The organism is Oceanobacillus sp. FSL K6-2867 (assembly GCF_037963145.1).
Classification (GTDB): Bacteria; Bacillota; Bacilli; order Bacillales; family Amphibacillaceae; genus Oceanobacillus.
Map to the genome: position 1 here is coordinate 4248004 of NZ_CP150144.1, position 18440 is coordinate 4266443.

General features: G+C 37.5%; 21 protein-coding genes. 20 read left to right on the forward strand and 1 reads right to left on the reverse strand.

Annotated elements, in window-relative coordinates; genetic code table 11:
• Nucleotides 1-33 precede the first annotated feature (33 nt).
• From aroC to NSQ77_RS20720, 15 genes are all read left to right on the forward strand, one after another.
• Complete coding sequence (aroC, locus tag NSQ77_RS20650; protein ID WP_339227975.1) at nt 34-1203, forward strand: chorismate synthase; 1170 nt, start codon at nt 34-36, stop codon at nt 1201-1203.
• Entirely contained in the window at nt 1203-2279 is a 1077-nt protein-coding gene (gene aroB / locus NSQ77_RS20655) for a 3-dehydroquinate synthase (protein ID WP_339227976.1), read from the forward strand. The genes aroC and aroB overlap by 1 nt, the downstream gene beginning before the upstream one ends.
• Nucleotides 2272-2646 carry a chorismate mutase gene (gene aroH, locus NSQ77_RS20660; protein ID WP_339227977.1) on the forward strand — a complete coding sequence of 125 codons (375 nt, stop codon included), beginning with the start codon at nt 2272-2274 and terminating at the stop codon, nt 2644-2646. The genes aroB and aroH overlap by 8 nt, the downstream gene beginning before the upstream one ends.
• Nucleotides 2646-3746, forward strand: coding sequence for a histidinol-phosphate transaminase (hisC, locus tag NSQ77_RS20665; RefSeq protein WP_339227978.1), 1101 nt, complete (start codon nt 2646-2648; stop codon nt 3744-3746). Before aroH ends, hisC begins: the two co-directional genes overlap by 1 nt.
• Before the next feature lie 9 nt (nt 3747-3755).
• A complete protein-coding gene (locus tag NSQ77_RS20670; protein WP_339227979.1) occupies nt 3756-4856 on the forward strand; it encodes a prephenate dehydrogenase in 1101 nt (366 codons plus the stop codon).
• 30 nt (nt 4857-4886) lie between these two features.
• Nucleotides 4887-6173 (forward strand): 3-phosphoshikimate 1-carboxyvinyltransferase, encoded by a 1287-nt coding sequence (gene aroA, locus NSQ77_RS20675; RefSeq protein WP_339227980.1) that lies wholly within the window; start codon nt 4887-4889, stop codon nt 6171-6173.
• Between the two features lie 206 nt (nt 6174-6379).
• The gene (locus NSQ77_RS20680) at nt 6380-7645 is read left to right on the forward strand and encodes a tetratricopeptide repeat protein (protein ID WP_339227981.1); all 1266 of its coding nucleotides are present in this window, start codon (nt 6380-6382) and stop codon (nt 7643-7645) included.
• Between the two features lie 67 nt (nt 7646-7712).
• The gene (locus NSQ77_RS20685; RefSeq protein ID WP_339227982.1) at nt 7713-8267 is read left to right on the forward strand and encodes a ReoY family proteolytic degradation factor; all 555 of its coding nucleotides are present in this window, start codon (nt 7713-7715) and stop codon (nt 8265-8267) included.
• Nucleotides 8268-8342: 75 nt separating this feature from the next.
• Nucleotides 8343-8804 carry a YpiF family protein gene (locus tag NSQ77_RS20690; protein ID WP_339227983.1) on the forward strand — a complete coding sequence of 154 codons (462 nt, stop codon included), beginning with the start codon at nt 8343-8345 and terminating at the stop codon, nt 8802-8804.
• Between the two features lie 193 nt (nt 8805-8997).
• Nucleotides 8998-9510: a ubiquinol-cytochrome c reductase iron-sulfur subunit gene (locus NSQ77_RS20695; RefSeq protein ID WP_339227984.1), complete on the forward strand. Its 513-nt coding sequence runs from the start codon at nt 8998-9000 to the stop codon at nt 9508-9510.
• A 6-nt stretch (nt 9511-9516) separates the two neighbouring features.
• The gene (locus NSQ77_RS20700) at nt 9517-10191 is read left to right on the forward strand and encodes a cytochrome b6 (protein WP_095309001.1); all 675 of its coding nucleotides are present in this window, start codon (nt 9517-9519) and stop codon (nt 10189-10191) included.
• Between the two features lie 15 nt (nt 10192-10206).
• A complete protein-coding gene (locus tag NSQ77_RS20705) occupies nt 10207-10980 on the forward strand; it encodes a c-type cytochrome (RefSeq protein ID WP_339227985.1) in 774 nt (257 codons plus the stop codon).
• Between the two features lie 77 nt (nt 10981-11057).
• Nucleotides 11058-11630 (forward strand): DUF1405 domain-containing protein, encoded by a 573-nt coding sequence (locus NSQ77_RS20710; RefSeq protein ID WP_339227986.1) that lies wholly within the window; start codon nt 11058-11060, stop codon nt 11628-11630.
• A gap of 69 nt (nt 11631-11699) precedes the next feature.
• Nucleotides 11700-11972, forward strand: coding sequence for a sporulation protein YpjB (locus tag NSQ77_RS20715; protein ID WP_339227987.1), 273 nt, complete (start codon nt 11700-11702; stop codon nt 11970-11972).
• Between the two features lie 63 nt (nt 11973-12035).
• A complete protein-coding gene (locus tag NSQ77_RS20720) occupies nt 12036-12716 on the forward strand; it encodes a zinc metallopeptidase (RefSeq protein ID WP_339227988.1) in 681 nt (226 codons plus the stop codon).
• Between the two features lie 67 nt (nt 12717-12783).
• Here the strand turns inward: NSQ77_RS20720 and NSQ77_RS20725 are convergent, their stop codons facing one another.
• A complete protein-coding gene (locus NSQ77_RS20725; protein WP_339227989.1) occupies nt 12784-13656 on the reverse strand; it encodes a YitT family protein in 873 nt (290 codons plus the stop codon).
• 164 nt (nt 13657-13820) lie between these two features.
• Here NSQ77_RS20725 and NSQ77_RS20730 point away from each other — a divergent pair, with 164 nt between their 5' ends.
• The 5 genes from NSQ77_RS20730 (at nt 13821) to NSQ77_RS20750 (ending at nt 18424) form a co-directional block, all read left to right on the forward strand.
• Nucleotides 13821-14168: a nucleotide pyrophosphohydrolase gene (locus NSQ77_RS20730; protein ID WP_339231117.1), complete on the forward strand. Its 348-nt coding sequence runs from the start codon at nt 13821-13823 to the stop codon at nt 14166-14168.
• Nucleotides 14169-14183: 15 nt separating this feature from the next.
• Nucleotides 14184-14978, forward strand: a complete 795-nt coding sequence (gene dapB, locus NSQ77_RS20735) for a 4-hydroxy-tetrahydrodipicolinate reductase (RefSeq protein WP_339227990.1) — start codon at nt 14184-14186, stop codon at nt 14976-14978.
• A gap of 143 nt (nt 14979-15121) precedes the next feature.
• Complete coding sequence (gene bshA, locus NSQ77_RS20740; protein ID WP_339227992.1) at nt 15122-16264, forward strand: N-acetyl-alpha-D-glucosaminyl L-malate synthase BshA; 1143 nt, start codon at nt 15122-15124, stop codon at nt 16262-16264.
• Entirely contained in the window at nt 16257-17465 is a 1209-nt protein-coding gene (locus NSQ77_RS20745) for a CCA tRNA nucleotidyltransferase (RefSeq protein ID WP_339227993.1), read from the forward strand. The genes bshA and NSQ77_RS20745 overlap by 8 nt, the downstream gene beginning before the upstream one ends.
• A complete protein-coding gene (locus NSQ77_RS20750; RefSeq protein ID WP_339227994.1) occupies nt 17432-18424 on the forward strand; it encodes a biotin--[acetyl-CoA-carboxylase] ligase in 993 nt (330 codons plus the stop codon). Before NSQ77_RS20745 ends, NSQ77_RS20750 begins: the two co-directional genes overlap by 34 nt.
• Nucleotides 18425-18440: the final 16 nt, after the last annotated feature.

Consider the following 18440-nt stretch of genomic DNA (forward strand, 5'->3'; position numbering starts at 1 on the left):
TAAATGGTAAATCATAGTAAAGGAGAATGTTCATTGCGCTACTTAACATCTGGAGAATCACACGGGAAGCAGCTTACAACAATAATTGAAGGGCTTCCTGCTCAAATGCCATTATTAAAAGAGGACATTAATGAGTCATTGTTACGCCGTCAAGGAGGACATGGAAGAGGAAAACGAATGCAAATTGAGAAAGACCTTGTTGAAATAACTGGTGGTATCCGACATGGGTATACGTTAGGGTCTCCAATTTCACTCGTTATACATAATGATGATTTTAAGCATTGGACAGATATTATGGGAGAAGACCCTATTGAGGAGGATACCAAGCTTAGACGTGTTGTAACAAAACCAAGACCTGGACATGCTGACTTAAACGGTGCTCTAAAATATGGACATCGTGATATGCGAAATGTCTTGGAAAGATCTTCAGCAAGAGAAACTGCTGCACGTGTGGCTGCGGGAGCTGTTGCAAAAACATTGTTAAAACAGCTTGGAATTGAAGTGTGCGGTTATGTGAAAGAAATTGCAGGTATTCGTGCTGAAGAAAATGACACTTTAACAATTGAAGAGCGTATCAAAATATCGCAGGAGTCACCTGTGATGGTATTAGATAAAAATGTTGAACAGCAAATGATGGATGAAATTGATAAAGCAAAAAAAGAAGGGGATTCCATTGGCGGAGTCTGCGAAGTTTATGTAGAAGGAATGCCTGCAGGTATCGGTTCTTATGTTCATTATGATCGCAAGCTTGATAGTAAAATCGCTGGAAGTGTAATCAGTATCAATGCATTTAAGGGTGTCGAATTTGGTATTGGTTTTAAAGCAGCTGAAATGTTCGGCAGTGATGTTCATGATGAGATCGCTTGGGATGAGGACAAAGGCTATTACCGTACGTCGAATCGACTTGGGGGCTTTGAAGGAGGCATGACAACAGGAATGCCGATTGTCGTAAAAGGAGTTATGAAGCCGATCCCTACATTGATGAAGCGACCATTGCAGAGCGTAGACATTGAAACAAAGGAGCCATTTAAAGCCACAGTTGAACGTTCGGATGCATGCGCAGTTCCTGCTGCCTCTGTTGTAATGGAGCACGTTGTAGCGTTTGAAATAGCTAAAGCAATTACAGAGCAATTCCCAAGCGATAAATTCTCTGCATTGAAAAAAGCGATTGATGATTACCGTGAAGAAATAAGGTGCTTTTAATGGAGGAAATTTTAGTCCAATCAAGCACAAATACCTATAAGATTTCTATTGGTGAATCATTACGATTACAAATAAAGCAATTTCTGAATAAAGAATATTCTTCAATTATGCTTGTTACAGATGATCATGTTGCAGCACTTTATTTAAATGAAATTCTGGAAAACCTGCCTAACGACCAGGTTTTCCAGTCTATCGTCCCAGCTGGAGAAAAGTCAAAAAACCTGCAAGCCTTTTATCAATTACAAACAGAAGCGATAGAATTTGGTCTGGATCGTGAATCACTAATCATTGCACTTGGCGGGGGTGTTGTTGGAGATCTTGCCGGTTTCGTTGCCGCTACCTACATGCGTGGAATTGATTATATTCAAATGCCGACAACGATTCTTGCGCATGACAGTAGTGTAGGTGGGAAAGTAGCAATTAATCATGAGCTTGGAAAAAATTTGATTGGCAGCTTTTATCCACCGGAAGCAGTTATTTACGATGTAGAGACACTGCATTCATTAAGTGATCGTGAAATACGGTCAGGTTATGCTGAACTCATTAAGGAAGCGCTGATTTCTAATGAGAATTTTTTCAATACATTGTTAATGGTGGATATTTATAATGTACCGAACGGTGGGCTCCAAGCGCATCTGCAGCAAGGCATAAAAATAAAAGCTACTATTGTTGAAGCAGATGAACGGGAGTCGGGGGTACGCAAATATTTAAACCTTGGTCATACATTAGGTCATGCATTGGAAGCCGAACTTGGGTATGGGAAACTGACTCACGGGGAAGCTGTTGCTATTGGACTGTTGTTTGCTATTCATGTGAGTGAAGAATTATATTCAATAAAATTACCATTTAATGAGCTTGTTCAATGGTTTACAAAGAATAAATATCCGATTAATGTAACGGATTTAGACAAATTAGCATTAATAAACAAAATGAAGTCTGATAAAAAAGCATTAAAAAGCAGAATTCAAATGGTACTTTTAGAAGCAGTAGCTAAACCTGTTACAAAAGAATTAGAGGATACTGCGATTGAGAATTATTTAATATCGTTTGAGAGAAGGTTGATGGAAAATGACTAGGGGATTAAGAGGGGCAACAACTGTTTTACAAAATGAAGAAAATCAAATGGTCGAAAACACAAGAATATTAATTGAGGAAATGGTAGAGAAAAACAATGTTCACCCTACTGATATTTCTCACGTTTTCATCTCTGTAACAAAGGATTTAAATGCAGGATTTCCTGCAAAATCTTTAAGGAAGATTCCAGGTTGGACATTTGTTCCAGTTATGTGCATGCAAGAAATAGATGTACCCAATAGTCTTCCAAAATGCATTCGAGTAATGATGGTTGTAAATACGTCAGAAGACCAAAATAAAATCCAGCATGTTTTCCATCATGAAGCTGTAAGATTACGTCCTGACCTTGTAAAGGAGGAAAATAAATAATGGAAGCAAAGCAAATCTTAAGTCAGTTGACTCCATATAAGCAGGGAAAGCAAACGAAAGAAATCCAGGAAGAATTCGGATTGGATCGAATTGTAAAACTTGCGTCTAATGAAAACCCGTATGGTTATTCTGCTCAAGTGAAACAGGTCCTTTTACAAGGTTTACCCGAATTCAATGTATATCCAGATGGCTATACAGCTGATTTGCGGTCCGCATTAGCAAGCAAGCTTGAAGTGGAAGAATCACAATTAGTATTTGGAAGCGGGACAGAAGAAATCATTCAAATGCTGTGCAGAACATACCTTGTTCCAGGATCGAATGTTGTTGCTGCAACACCGACCTTTGGTCAATATAAACACTATTCCCTTATTGAAGGGGCAGAGGTTAATGAAGTTCCAGTAGATGCTGACGGTTATCATGACTTAAACAAAATGCTTGATGCAATTGATGAAAATACGAGGATTGTTTGGCTTTGTTCACCAAACAATCCTATGGGAACCGTAATTCCAAAAGAATCATTTAAAGCTTTCTTAAATAATTGCCCGAAACATGTTCTGATAGCTTTCGATGAGGCTTATTTTGAATATGTTGAACCAGAAGCTAATATAGATGTGCTTTCCTACTTAAACAGCCATAATAATTTAATTGTAATGCGCACATTTTCTAAAGCCTATGGCTTAGCTGGGCTGCGAATCGGCTATGGAATAGCCGACGAAGCAATTATTGAGAAACTGAATGTCGTAAGAGGTCCTTTTAATACAACCTCTATTGCTCAGCAAGCTGCACTCATTGCTTTATCTGATCAAACGTTTATAGCAGATAGTTATAATAAAAATAAAGCTGTGAAGGAATCTTTTAAAAAATTTCTCGATCAAATCGGCTGGAAGTACTTTCACACAGAAACAAACTTTATCCTAGCAGAAACACCAATAAGCGGTACAGAAGTATTTCAGTATTTATTAGAGCGTGGTTTTATTGTAAGGCCCGGAGAATTACTTGGAATTCCGAATACGATTAGAATATCATTAGGAACGGATGAAGATATGAACGAGCTGAAGCGCGTTTTGTTAGCGTTCCATAACGAAGCAATAGTAAAGTAAGGTGATAAGATGCAAAAGACGATATTAGTAGCAGGTATTGGTTTAATTGGAGGTTCTCTAGCAAAAGGAATGGCACAATCAAGTGATAATCATGTAATCGGGTATGACCTTAATGAATCTTCGCTTAAGTTTGCTTGTTTAAATGGTATCATTCACGAAGCAAGTACTAATTTTATAGAAGCAGCACAACGATCAGATTTTATTATACTGGCAGCTCCGATTTCGGAAACAATCGCATTGGTAAATCTACTCAAAACGGTTACCTTTAATCACAAGGTGATCATTTCTGATACAGCATCTGTAAAAGGAGCAATATTAAAAACAGCGAGTTCATTAAACAATAAGAATGTAACATTCATAGGCGGTCATCCAATGGCTGGCTCACATAAAAGGGGTGTGCAAGCCGCAAAGTCACATTTATTTGAAAATGCGATTTATGTGCTTTCACCTACGAACGGAAATCAACACAATGAGATCGAATCTTTGAAGAGCATCTTAGAACATACAAAAAGTAAATTTGTTGTTTTGAAGCCCAATGAACATGATGAAATGACTGGGGTTGTTTCACACTTTCCCCACTTAATCGCTTCATCACTTGTCCATCAAGCAAAAAAATGGGAAAATACACATGCTTTCCTACCTAAGCTTGCAGCAGGAGGTTTTCGCGATATTACGAGAATTGCATCAAGTAACCCAGAGCTATGGCAGGATATTTTTTATCATAATCGGGATAAAATGTCCGTATTACTTCAAGAGTGGATTGAAGAAATGAAAAATTTAAAACAGCTTCTGGACCATGATCAAAAAGAGGAAATGATTACATATCTCAATAAAGCTAAGCTATATCGGGATGGCCTGGCAGAATCAAAAAAAGGCGCAATCCCTGCCTTTTATGACTTATATGTTGATATCAGGGATCAGCCTGGTGCACTTGCTTCAGTTGTACAGATACTTGCTCATGAGAAAATTAGTATTAAAAACATAGAAATTCTTGAAGTTCGTGAGGATATTACAGGTCATTTAAGATTGAGCTTTAGTTCAAAGAATGCTCAATTAGCAAGTTCCACCTTATTAGGGAATAAAGGTTATGAAACAATGGTTCAATATTAATTTAAATATAACAAAGGACGTGAAATGATCGTGAGCGAATGTACGTTACAGCCACTGAATAATCCGCTTTCTGGAGAAATTCTTGTTCCGGGAGATAAATCAATTTCTCATCGGGCAGTAATTTTTGGATCATTAGCAAGTGGAATAACTAAAATTACCCATTTCCTTGATGGAGAAGACTGCATGAGAACAGTAGAGGCTTTTCGAGAGATGGGTGTTTCTATCGATGTCCATGATACAACATTAATTATTAGAAGCAAGGGTGCAAAAAGTTTAGCAGAACCAATCCGCCCTTTAGATTTCGGTAATTCAGGAACAACAACAAGGTTAATGCTTGGAATCCTTGCGGGACTTCCTTTTTTTACAACAATTTATGGGGACGATTCACTTTCCAAGCGGCCAATGGACAGAGTAGTGAACCCACTGAGACAGATGGGGGCAATAATTGATGGCAGACTAAATGGAAACCTGCTTCCTATAGCAGTTAGAGGCACAGCTATTAAAGGGATGCATTATACCTTGCCAGTTAAGAGTGCTCAAGTTAAATCGGCGATACTTCTTGCCGGATTATTTGCTGAAGGAGAAACAAAGGTAACGGAACCGATTCCAACTCGAAATCATACAGAGAATATGCTTAAAGCCTTTGGAGCAGATTTAACAACAAATGGAAACACAATTACCGTTACAAACAAGCAGGAATTAACGGGAACGGACGTACATGTTCCAGGAGACATTTCATCCGCTGCATTTTTCCTTGTGGCTTCTGCAATCGTTCCAGGCAGTGACGTTTTACTGAAAAACATGGGATTAAATCCGAGCAGAACCGGTATCATTGAAGTATTAAATAAAATGGGTGCAAGAATTCAAATTGTAGCTGAACACTCGACAAGTGGAGAGGCGTTTGGAAATGTCCGGGTTGCTCACGGACCATTAAAAGGTATCACAATCGAGGGAGAGATTATTCCTCGATTAATCGATGAAATTCCAGTGATAGCACTTTTGGCAACTCAGGCAGAAGGAACAACGGTAATTAAAAATGCAGAGGAATTAAGAGTAAAAGAAACAGATCGAATCAAAGCAATTGTAGACGTATTAACAACACTGGGTGCTGACATTACTGCAACTGACGATGGATTAATCATAAAGGGGAAAACGCCATTAAATGGAGGCTATATAGCCTCCTATAATGATCATCGAATCGCAATGATGGGAGCAGTTGCCAGCCTCATAGCAGATAGTGAAGTGACAATCGATGATACTAGCTGCATTGCCATTTCATACCCAAATTTCTTCAAAGATTTAGAATCCATATCATAATTAAAGAGTCTGCTGTGGCAGGCTCTTTTCGTTTCATCGAAAATTCTTCATACTGACAATGGACAGCTATTTATAGAAAACAATCACATATATGTGCATTTCTGTTCAGTCATCTTCGCTTTTATTGTATAATTGAACTAATTATTTATTGCATTATGCTACAATAGTTTATATTTATGTAAGTTTTTCGAAGAGAGGATGTCATTATGGACACCATTATGGAAGCAGTACAATTAATTGAAAATAATCAAGCTGAAAGAGCGATCCAATTATTAGAGGATTACGTATCTAAAGCAAATGACGATGAAAAATATACGATTGCAGAGCTCTATAAACAATTGGGGCATTTGCAAGAAGCAAGGCATATTTTAGAAGATTTATTGAATCTATATCCTGATGAAAGCGATTTAAAAACTTCGCTTGCAGACATTTTCATTGAGCTCGAGGAAGATGAACCAGCAATAACGCTCCTAAATGAAATAGAAAAGGAAGATCCAGCATATATACAAGCGCTAATCCAATTAGCTGATTTATATCAAGCACAAGGTTTATTTGAGGTTTCTGAGCAAAAGCTATTAGCAGCAAAACAACTCGCACCAGGAGAGATTGTCATCGACTTTGCGCTTGGGGAATTATATTTCTCGATAGGAGAGTATCTGAAGGCAATTACTTATTATGAAAGGGTTAAGTCGAAGCGAGAGGAGGTTGGTCATATTTCATTAGATGACAGACTTGCTGAATCCTATGCTGCCGCTGGGGAATATGAGAAATCATTAACCTATTTTAAAGAGGATGGCAATGAAAATGCTGATAAGCTATTTAAATATGGCATTACAGCATATCAAGCAGATCGAAATGATATTGCGATCAATGCTTGGGAACATGTAATTGAAATGGATGAGTATTATCATACAGCTTATTACCAGCTTGCGATGGTCTATGAAAAGGAAGGGCTACTGGAGGATGCTTATAAGACTGCCAAAAAAGGGCTTGAAATGGATGAATACAATAAAGAATTATACTTCCTAACAGGTTCTATTGCACACCAGCTAGGACAGGATGATGAGAGTGAGAAATATATCCGTGAAGCAATTGCATTAGATCCAGATTACAAAGAAGCAATCCTGTTTTTAATTGAGTTATTTAAAAAGTCCGAAGCACATATAAATATTACAGACCTTATTACAGAGGTCCAGAAATCAGGTGCGGAAGACCCGCTTTATGATTGGGAATTAGCACGTGCATTTAATGAAATTGAATCGTTTGATAATGCATTAAAAAGCTACCGTGATGCATATAATAACTTAAATCAAGATAGCGACTTCCTGAAGGAGTTTGGTTATTTTCTTACGGAAGACGGGAAAATCAATGAAGCAATACCTGTTTTTGAATCCTATATTCGATTACAGCCGTTAGACGAGGAAGTTGAAGCATACTTAGCACGATTAAAACAAACATATGAGTCAGAGTAGTAGTTTAGCAGCTAAGGTACCCACAAAAAGAACCTTGTTTTTAAAACGTTAAAGGGGGGTAAAACGGATGATAACGCCTGTCACTGCCAAAGATAAAAAAAGTTTTATTCAATGGTTTTTAAATCATTACCGCCTCAAAAAACGAGAAAGCGTCTGGATCCTGAATTATTTAATCAATCATAGTGATTTATTAGCAAATGTGCATTTTGTCAGGGATGTGAAGTATTGTTCAAGAGGAATTTTAATGACAAGTCACTGCTCTGATGAAGTAGCGTTTCGCTTTTACAAGGATCACATTGTAACCACAGATGCAGAAAAATCTTTTCATGATATTCGGCTTAATCAGGATGAATCTTTATATATACAGCTGAATTTTAAGAACTCCAATCAGAATTCTTACTATGCTTCTGTATTAGAAGAAAATCCATTTATACCAGTTGATTACTACATTACAAATCAGGATAAGGATGTTGCTAATCAGCTATTAACTTATTCACTGCATCAGTATAAAAAAGAAAAAATACTTTCTGAAATTGATCATGCTTTGCAGACGAAGGATCGGGAAAGGTTCTTATTGCTTACAAAGAAATTATCTGATTTAAAAAATCAACCTAAGCTTTAGGTTGATTTTTTTTGTCTATATAAGATAAGATTTATGAGTAGAACAAGCAAACAAATACAGAAAGGATGACAAACAGTGAAATGGAGAAAAGCAGATCTTCAAACATATTTTCAAAGTAAAGAATACATAGATACAGTAATTGTTCCTTTGATTCCATTTGGAATTGCAAGTGATGTAGAAGCGGAAAAAGCAGCAATTCAGGCTGAAATGATAACCCTTCTTTCACATGAATTAGAAAAAGAACTAACAGGAAGAATATTATTAGCCCCAATTTATTCATATTTAAAGTCAGCTGACCGACAAACTGAAATAGCACGCATGAATATGTGGTCGGCAGAAATGAAAGAGCAGCCTTTTAAGCATGTCTTTATGTTAACATTTGACCCAAGCTGGAAGAAATATGAGCAGGAGCTTGAGAGTACCCTGTTATGGCTGCCAGCTGTACAGACAGGAGAGCTGAATTCAAAGGAAATGCAAAAGACCGTCCGGGAACAAGTTGGTCAAATGGTAGAGTTAATTCGTGCATACTGGCAATAATAGATAAACAGAAGAGCAAAAACGAAAGCGCTTAGTGTCTCAGTAATTAAGAAATTCTCGATAATATGTCAACTTTTGCTTGTGAATATTGTTTTATATTGACCGAATAAAAAGATTGCGCTATCATGGTAGTGTCCTAGTAATCTGATTAAATTGATATTGTCCGTGATTAATGTAAAGAGGGGGGAAAATCATGAGTGATGAAAAACAGCAAGTATCCCGAAGACAGTTTTTAAATTACACACTTACAGGGGTAGGCGGATTTATGGCAGCAGGGCTACTTATTTCTCCAATAAGGATGGCCATTGATCCAGTATTAAAGGGTTCCTCTGCAGGCGACTTGGCTAACGTAGGTTTGGCAGTCGACGATATTACTTCAGAACCACAGCGTATTGATTGGACGATTGACCAAGTAGATGGCTGGTATGAATCTGAAGTAAATCGTTCTGCATGGGTTTATCGAAATGAAAATGATGAAATTGTAGCTTTTTCCCCAGTATGTAAACATTTAGGTTGTGTTGTTTCGTGGGAAGGCAGTGATCAGCATCCAAATGAGTATTACTGCCCGTGTCATGATGGACGCTATTACAAGGATGGTACCAATGTTCCAGGTACACCTCCATTAGCTCCTCTAGACGAATATGAGCAGGAAGTAAAAGATGGAATGCTATTCCTAGGCGAACCAAAACCAAGAGGGGAGGCGTAATGACGAATGTTACAGAAGATATATGATTGGATTGATGATCGCATTGATATTACGCCAATATGGCGTGACATCGCAGATCATGAAGTGCCAGAACATGTTAACCCCGCTCATCATTTTTCAGCTTTTGTATATTGTTTTGGTGGTTTAACATTTTTTGTTGTGGTAATTCAAATTCTTTCTGGAATGTTTTTAACAATGTACTATGTTCCAGATATTGAAAATGCATGGAAGTCTGTTTATTATCTGCAAACTGAAGTAGCTCATGGACAGATTGTAAGGGGTATGCACCATTGGGGTGCCAGTGTTGTAATTGTCATGCTATTATTACATACCTTACGTGTATTCTTCCAAGGCGCATATAAAAAACCCCGTGAACTTAACTGGATGGTCGGTGTATTAATTTTCTTTGTTATGCTCGGCTTAGGTTTTACTGGTTACTTATTGCCTTGGGATAATAAAGCATATTTCGCAACACAAGTTGGACTTGAAATAGCAGAGCAAGTTCCATTTATTGGACAAGAATTAAAAACTTTACTGGCTGGGGATGCAACCATTGTTGGTGCACAAACATTAACAAGATTCTTTGCAATCCATGTATTCTTCCTGCCAGGAGCATTATTTGCGCTATTAGCAATTCACTTTATTTTAATTCGTAGACAAGGTATATCCGGACCACTATAAAAAGGAGGGTAAGTGATGCATAAGGGTAAAGGTATGAAGTTTGTCGGAGATTCCAGAATCTCGGCTGAAAGAAAACCTAATATACCGAAAGATTATTCTGAGTATCCTGGAAGAACAGAAGCATTTTGGCCCAACTTTTTATTAAAAGAATGGCTGGTTGGTGCAGTATTTTTAGTTGGATTTTTATGTTTAACATTGGCTCATCCATCACCATTAGAGGGGATGGCCGATCCAACTGATGCGGCATATATACCTCTTCCAGATTGGTACTTTTTATTCCTTTATGAACTATTGAAATATAAATTTGCAGCCGGACCATATATTATTATGGGGATATTAGTTCTTCCCGGTCTTGCATTTGGTGCATTATTACTTGCGCCATTCTTAGATAACGGACCTGGGCGCAGACCCCATCAACGTCCTGTTGCAGTAGGCATGATGCTACTGGGATTAACTGCAGTTATTTGGTTAACCTATACTTCAGCAGCACATGTTGATTGGGAAGGTCGTGCAGAAGCGAACAAACCAGTTCCAGAAGCCGAAGTTACAATTGATGAAAGTCATCCAGGGTACGCAGCTTATGAAAACAGTTGTTTAGCATGCCATGGTGCAGAATTAGAAGGTGGCGCAGGTCCATCCCTAGTAGGTATTGAACTTAGTGCTGAGGAAATAGCTACAATTGCTGTAGATGGAATCGGAGCTATGCCGCCAGATCAATTCCAAGGAACAGATGAAGAGTTAGAGCAATTAGCAGACTTTATCATTAGTGTAAATGAGTCAGCTGAATAAATGCTAATTAATAAACACCTTTACCATTTACATTGGTGAAGGTGTTTTTACATCAGTATGATGAAAGGATATGGAGCATGATTAAATATATTTTACTGGACAAGCGATTTATTTTTTGTCTTTTTCTCGTTAATTTTCTCGGCACCCTTTATGGCTATTATTGGTATAAGGCTCAACTCACCATAACTCCAGGTATTTTTCTCATCTTCGTGCCAGATAGTCCAACCGCAAGCCTGTTTTTCACTATATTTTTGTTATTCTTTCTTTTTGGCAGAAATATTCCATATGTAGAAGCAATTGCTATCGTCACATTGCTTAAGTATGGTACCTGGGCAGTTGTGATGAATCTTCTTACATTAATCATTGAAGGATCGTTAAGCTGGCAAGGCTATATGTTAATGGCATCTCATGCGGGAATGGCAATTCAAGGACTATTATATGCTCCATTTTATAAAATCAAATTAAAGCATCTCGCAGTTGCTGCGATTTGGACATTACATAATGATATTATTGACTATGTATTCGAAATGATGCCAATGTATTCTACGCTGACAAAGTATATGAATGAAATTGGTTATTTTACCTTCTGGTTAAGTATACTATGTATTGGCATCGCTTATTGGCTGACAATTCAAAAAAAACCATTGTAAGTTAACTGTTATATACCGGGGTCTTTTCTCATACACTTCAAGTAATACTAAAATTATGAGGTGATCTCTATGGTAAACAGATTAAAACTGATTGTTCGGATCACAGCTGCGGTACTCATAGGGATAGGGCTAAACATTTATTTCGGAGTTGCATGGATTGAAGCAAGTGTGGGGAATAATGAACATATCGTAGAAAAACAGTCGGGTATCACCCCATTAATTTGGGCAGCTATTATTATAGGCGGATGTATAACGCTTACATTATCCTATGTAAGCTGGAGAAAATATCGAGCAGAAGTAAAAGCAAAAGAAGCTCGCAATAAGGATAAATTAGTTGACTAATTTCTTAAATTTGACTAAAATTGACCTTAGAGTACAATTTAAACTTCTAATGGAGGAATGCAAATGGGTTTTGGAAGTTACTTAATTTACCTTGCCATACTAATGATCGTACCATTATGGGCACAATCAAGGGTAAAAAGCACATACAAAAAGTATTCAAAACAGCCAACATCATCTGCAATGACGGGTGCTGAAGTTGCCCGCAAAATTCTAGATGATAATGGACTATACGATGTTCAAATCGGACGAACAAAAGGAACACTTACTGACCACTATGATCCCCGGAACAAAGTAATTAAACTTTCTGAAGGAATCTACGATGGACGCTCCATGGCTTCCTCTGCAGTAGCAGCCCATGAAGTAGGACATGCTATTCAAGATCAGCAGGAGTATGCATTTTTGAAGTTTAGAAGCGCATTAGTGCCGGTAGCAAATTTTGGTTCTAATATTTCACTTTTCCTGATTCTGGGCGGGATGTTATTAAATATGATGGATTTACTACTATTTGGTATCATTTTTATGTCCGCAGCAGTATTATTCCAGCTTGTTACACTTCCAGTAGAGTTTGATGCATCCAACCGCGCGATGGGACAATTGGTTTCTTCCGGTGTTATTCGAAATAATGAAGAACGTGAGACGAAGAAAGTTCTTAACGCAGCAGCATTAACATATGTGGCAGCAGCACTTGTAGCTGTTGCAGAACTCGTGAGGTTCATATTGATTTATCTTGCTAACAGGGAATAGTAAAGTGGTATTTTGTAAAATAGATCGTAAAAGAGGATGGCATAATTGCCATCCTCTTTTTGTCTATTTAGTCTTGGATTGGATTCTTATTTTCATCAAGTGTAAATCCTTCGCCAAGTACATCATGAACGGTGGTCACAGCCACAAAAGCGTGTGGATCGATTTCGTTTATAATGGCCTTTAATTTGACAATTTCATTTCGCGCTACAACACAGTATAGAACATCACGTTTTTCACCCGAAAAACTGCCGCGTCCGTCTAATACCGTTACCCCACGATCCATGGAAGATAGGATTTTTTCGGCAATTTCATTACTTTTACTTGAAATGATTGTTGCCCCTTTAGCTGAATATGCACCTTCTTGCAGGAAATCAATGACTCGGGCTCCAACATATACAGCGACCAGCGTATACATACCCTCTACTAGATCCAAAATAACAAACACAGAAGTGGTGATAACGACGAAGTCGAATAAGAACATGGTTCGGCCCATACTCCAACCTGCGTATTTGTTCACAAGTCTAGCAATAATATCAACCCCGCCCGTCGTACCCCCAAAACGGAATATAATTCCCAGACCGACACCGATGAATACGCCTGCAAATAATGCAACCAGCGTCATATCATTTTTTAATGCCACATGGAACTGATATGTCTGAAAAATTCTAAGGAAAACCGATACGGCAACGGTTCCCAATATAGTATAAATAAATGTGTTTTTACCTAAGAATCTCCAGCCAATAAAAAACAAAGGAACATTTAATATAATATTTGTGATTGCAGGATCCCATTCCCATAAAAAATAAAATAATAATGTAATTCCAGTAAATCCACCTTCACCAAGGTTATTCTGCATATTAAAGTGTACAATACCGAATGAAAAAATGGCCGATCCTAATAAAATAAAAAATATATTTTTAATCTTCAATCCCTTTAGCATCTAATATAACCTCCAGTTAAAGATATCCCATTCATCCATCTTTTAAACCTATTCTTATTATAGTCAATTTAATATTTAACAACAATTTAATTTTCCCAAATAAAAAATTTGTCAAATGAGTAGCTTTTAGCTAACATAAAAGAAGAACAAAAAGGAAGAAGGGAATTAACATCGATACACCTACATATAACACAAAAGAAATACAACAACGGGTTGATGCTTATATTTCTCAATTCAACGAAGGATACTTTTCACCATTGTCACAAATGGCAAGATTAACAGAAGAAGTCGGCGAGCTTGCAAGGGAAGTAAACCATTATTATGGTGAAAAACCTAAGAAGTCTTCAGAGAAAGCATATACAGTTGAAGAAGAGCTTGGGGATATCTTATTTGTTCTTGCCTGTTTTGCAAATTCACTTGATATCGACCTTTCTAAATCATTCTACACGGCGCTAAGCAAAATTGAAACAAGGGATAAAGATCGTTGGTCCCGAAAAGACAAACAGAACTAAAGGAGAGAGAATTTGATGACAATAAATATAATTTTAGCTGGACCAAGAGGCAGAATGGGCCAAGAAGCAGTGAAAATGGTAAGTGAGGAAGAAGACTTTAAATTAGTAGCTTGCATTGATCGAAAAAATGGAGGGAAAGCACTTAAGGATATCGCTGATTTACCAGCATTAGATGTACCGATTTACGAAAATGCAAAGGAATGTTTTGAAGCAGTAAAAGCAGATGTTTTTATTGATCTAACTGTTCCTGAGGTTGGTTACGATCATACGAAGTCGGCATTGGAAAATAATATCCGCCCTGTGGTAGGAACGACTGGATTTACAGACGAGCAATTAAGTGAGCTTTCCGAACTTGCTGAATCCAAAAAATTAGGCTGCATTATTGCACCCAATTTTGCTGTTGGTGCAGTATTGATGATGAAATTTTCCCAAATAGCAGCTAAATATTTTTCCGATGTTGAAATTATTGAAAAACATCATGACCGAAAATTGGACGCACCTTCTGGGACTGCGAAGAAAACAGCCGAATTAATCATGGAATCTAGAGAATATAAAAAGCAGGGGCATCCACATGAAGAAGAAACACTAAGAGGGGCTCGTGGTGCTGAAATGGATGGTATGCATGTTCATAGTGTTCGTTTGCCGGGTCTTGTTGCACACCAAGAAGTGATTTTTGGGAGTTCCGGTCAGACACTATCCATCAAACATGACTCTTTAAACCGAGAATCATTTATGGATGGTATTAAACTATCTGTTAATCATGTTATGGACATGAAAGAGCTCGCTTACGGATTGGAAAATATCCTGTAAACAAAACCCAGGTTTTTACAGTTGTTAAGGTTCTTACTGCATTATCCATATACAAACAGAGGCATTAGCCTGAAATAGGTGAGTGCCTTTGTTCTTTAATTGTAAAATAAGAAAAAAGTACAGGTATAGAAAGAAGGATAAATGTGAAAAAAATAGGGATTACATGCTATCCAAGTGTAGGCGGATCAGGAGTAATTGCAACAGAACTTGGTAAACTGCTTGCTGAACAAGGTAATGAAATTCATTTTATTACATCAAGCATTCCGTTTCGGCTTACAAAAATCCACCCAAAAATCTTTTATCATGAAGTGGAATTAAATCATTATCCGGTTTTTCAATACCCACCATATGATTTAGCACTTGCAGCAAAAATGGCTGAAGTTATCGACCAGCAAAAGCTTGATATTCTTCATGTTCACTATGCAATGCCACATGCCATTTGCGCAATCATGGCTAGAGATATTGCAGATCATGATGTAAAAATCGTGACAACCCTCCATGGAACGGATATTACTGTCCTCGGTATCGATCAAACCTTCAAAAAAGTGATTAAACATGGAATTGAAAAATCGGATGCTGTGACCGCTGTTTCTAAAAGTCTTGTTAAGCAAACAACTCAAATGCTTGACGTAAACAAGGAAATAACGACAATTTATAATTTTGTAAATGAAGAGGATTATTATAGACAACATGTACCTGTGTTAAGGCAGCAATACGGTATTTCTAATGATGAGAAAGTGCTCATCCATATCTCGAATTTCCGTAAAGTAAAACGCGTACAAGATATTATCTATGCGTTTCAGCAGATTCGAGATGAAATAAAAAGTACGTTAATTCTTGTCGGGGACGGACCGGAATATGGAGATATGGTGCAGCTGGTTGATTCTCTTGGTTTAAAAGAGCATGTTCGCTTTTTAGGAAAACAAACAAACATAAGCGAATTATTATCCATTGCCGACTTAATGCTTTTATTATCTGAAAAGGAAAGCTTTGGACTTGTTCTGCTTGAAGCGATGTTATGTGGTGTTCCGTGTATTGGTACGAACATAGGCGGGATTCCTGAAGTGATTGAGCATGATAGAACAGGTTATACCGTTGAACTTGGCGATATTGATGCAGCGGCAAATTATGCGATTGAAGTGCTATCCAATGATCAGTTAATGCATCGTCTTTCCAATAACGCTTTAATTCAGGCGAATGAAAAGTTTGCATCAGCAAAAATTGTAAATCAGTATCAGCAGCTTTATGATACGGTATTAAAAACCAATTTAGAAAACGGTGATTAACTTGCTTCCAGAAATATTTTTACAAGCTAAGCCAATACTCGAACATATTGAAAATCATCATCACAAAGCCTACTTTGTGGGTGGCTGTGTGCGCGATTATTTATTGAAACGTCCGATTGGCGATATTGATATTGCAACTTCGGCCTCCCCTGTATTTGTACAAGAAATTTTTCCAAAGGTTATTCCTGTTGGAATCGAGCATGGAACTGTAATTGTTCGCCATAACAATGATTCCTTTGAAGTAACAACATTCCGTATTGATGGGGATTATTCCGATAAACGGCATCCTGATTCCGTTCAATTCATTGATAGCATTGACAAAGATTTAGAACGAAGAGACTTCACCATTAATGCACTGGCGATGGATTTAAATGGAAATATCATTGATTTATTTGAGGGAATCAACGATATTAAGGAGCGTATTATTCGCACGGTAGGAAATGGTTATGAGCGATTTACAGAAGATCCACTTCGGATTATACGTGCAATTCGTTTTTCGAGTCAGCTTGGATTTACGATTGATTCGATAACTTTTCAAGAAATGAAGGATGTAAGCAGTGAAATTGAGACACTAGCAATTGAACGTGTTGCAAATGAGTTTACAAAGCTTTTTGCGGGGAAAGATGTTAACAGAGCATTAACCTATGTGAAGAATTTACAAATCGAAAGATATTTACCAGTATTTTGCGACTACCCTCATATGCTGTCAGCATTATCAGCATCGATAAGACCATTACAATCCTTTGCCGAAGTTATTGCGCTATTCCACCTTGTTAATCCAGATATAGAGGTTATTCAGTGGATCAAAGAATGGAAATGCTCGAACAGAACAAAACAAGAGGCTTTGCGATTAGTGAAGGCTTATTCCTATTTCAAAAAGCATGGTTTGGATCGATGGCTAGTTTATCAATTAACACCTGCTTTTTATGAGGGGTTCATACGAATTAGCGAAAATTTATTACATACAACCGTAAGTTTGAAGGAGATGAAAGCAATTGAACAGCAGCTTTCCATTCGTTCAAAGGAAGAACTAATAATTAATGGATATGATTTAATGGGTATGTTCCCCGAGAAGAAGAGAGGCCGCTGGCTGCAAGAACATCTTAACTGTATTGAATTTAAAGTTGTATGCGGTGAATTAAGTAATAATAAAAAAGAGATAAAGGAATGGATAAAATGGAATCCACCCGGGATCGATTGATTCAGCTTCTAGCAGAAAATGGAGATGCCTATATTTCTGGACAGGCTCTATCTGAAGCAATCGGCATTTCTAGAAATGCTGTTTGGAAGCAAATGAAAGAACTAGAAAAAGACGGTTACCAAATAGAAGCTAAACCAAGAATTGGTTATCGTATAACTAAATTTCCTGATAAAATAAGCAGCAATACATTAAAATGGGGACTTGAAACAGAGTGGATAGGAAAGACAATTATACATCATCCTTCAGTTGATTCTACACAAGCAATTGGGCATCAATCTGCTCGGGATGGTGCACCACATGGTACGATAATTGTTGCGGATGAACAAACAGGCGGAAGAGGAAGAATGAACCGGGACTGGCATTCGGCGAAGGGGAAAGGAATGTGGCTAAGTCTCATTCTAAGACCAAAAATACCTCCTACTCACGCAGCACAGCTGACGCTTTTAACTGCTACTGTTTTAGCGGAGGTACTGGACCAATATGATTCCATTAATCCATCAATCAAATGGCCCAATGATATTCTAATCAACGAAAAAAAGACAGCAGGAATTTTAACGGAAATGCAGGCTGAACAAGATCAAATACAATATATTTTGATTGGAATCGGTTTAAACGTAAATCAAACGAAAGATGATTTGCATCAGGATATTCAATCCAAAGCCACTTCACTACGAATTGAAACTGACAACGAATTTTCTATTAAAAACATTATACAGGAGCTGTTAGTTGCTTTTGAAAAATCATTCGATAATTATATTGAACAAGGATTTTTGCCAATTAAAAAGAAATGGGAAAGCTACGGCTTTAAAATGGGGAAAGATATTGTAATCAAAACGTTTAAAGATATTTGGAGAGCGCCATTTCTTGGGATTTCTGATGATGGTGCACTTTGCACGGAATCGAAGCAAGGAAAATCAATTTCACTATATTCTGCCGAAATTGAGTGGTTTGATGAATAAACAAATGCCGAAACCT

Coding starts and splice junctions, on each gene's coding strand:
- aroB (WP_339227976.1), top strand. CDS start 1,203: ATGGAGGAAATTTTAGTCCAATCAAGCACAAATACCTATAAGATTTCT.
- aroH (WP_339227977.1), top strand. CDS start 2,272: ATGACTAGGGGATTAAGAGGGGCAACAACTGTTTTACAAAATGAAGAA.
- hisC (WP_339227978.1), top strand. CDS start 2,646: ATGGAAGCAAAGCAAATCTTAAGTCAGTTGACTCCATATAAGCAGGGA.
- NSQ77_RS20670 (WP_339227979.1), top strand. CDS start 3,756: ATGCAAAAGACGATATTAGTAGCAGGTATTGGTTTAATTGGAGGTTCT.
- NSQ77_RS20680 (WP_339227981.1), top strand. CDS start 6,380: ATGGACACCATTATGGAAGCAGTACAATTAATTGAAAATAATCAAGCT.
- NSQ77_RS20685 (WP_339227982.1), top strand. CDS start 7,713: ATGATAACGCCTGTCACTGCCAAAGATAAAAAAAGTTTTATTCAATGG.
- NSQ77_RS20695 (WP_339227984.1), top strand. CDS start 8,998: ATGAGTGATGAAAAACAGCAAGTATCCCGAAGACAGTTTTTAAATTAC.
- NSQ77_RS20700 (WP_095309001.1), top strand. CDS start 9,517: ATGTTACAGAAGATATATGATTGGATTGATGATCGCATTGATATTACG.
- NSQ77_RS20705 (WP_339227985.1), top strand. CDS start 10,207: ATGCATAAGGGTAAAGGTATGAAGTTTGTCGGAGATTCCAGAATCTCG.
- NSQ77_RS20710 (WP_339227986.1), top strand. CDS start 11,058: ATGATTAAATATATTTTACTGGACAAGCGATTTATTTTTTGTCTTTTT.
- NSQ77_RS20715 (WP_339227987.1), top strand. CDS start 11,700: ATGGTAAACAGATTAAAACTGATTGTTCGGATCACAGCTGCGGTACTC.
- NSQ77_RS20720 (WP_339227988.1), top strand. CDS start 12,036: ATGGGTTTTGGAAGTTACTTAATTTACCTTGCCATACTAATGATCGTA.
- NSQ77_RS20725 (WP_339227989.1), bottom strand. CDS start 13,656: ATGCTAAAGGGATTGAAGATTAAAAATATATTTTTTATTTTATTAGGA.
- dapB (WP_339227990.1), top strand. CDS start 14,184: ATGACAATAAATATAATTTTAGCTGGACCAAGAGGCAGAATGGGCCAA.
- NSQ77_RS20750 (WP_339227994.1), top strand. CDS start 17,432: ATGGATAAAATGGAATCCACCCGGGATCGATTGATTCAGCTTCTAGCA.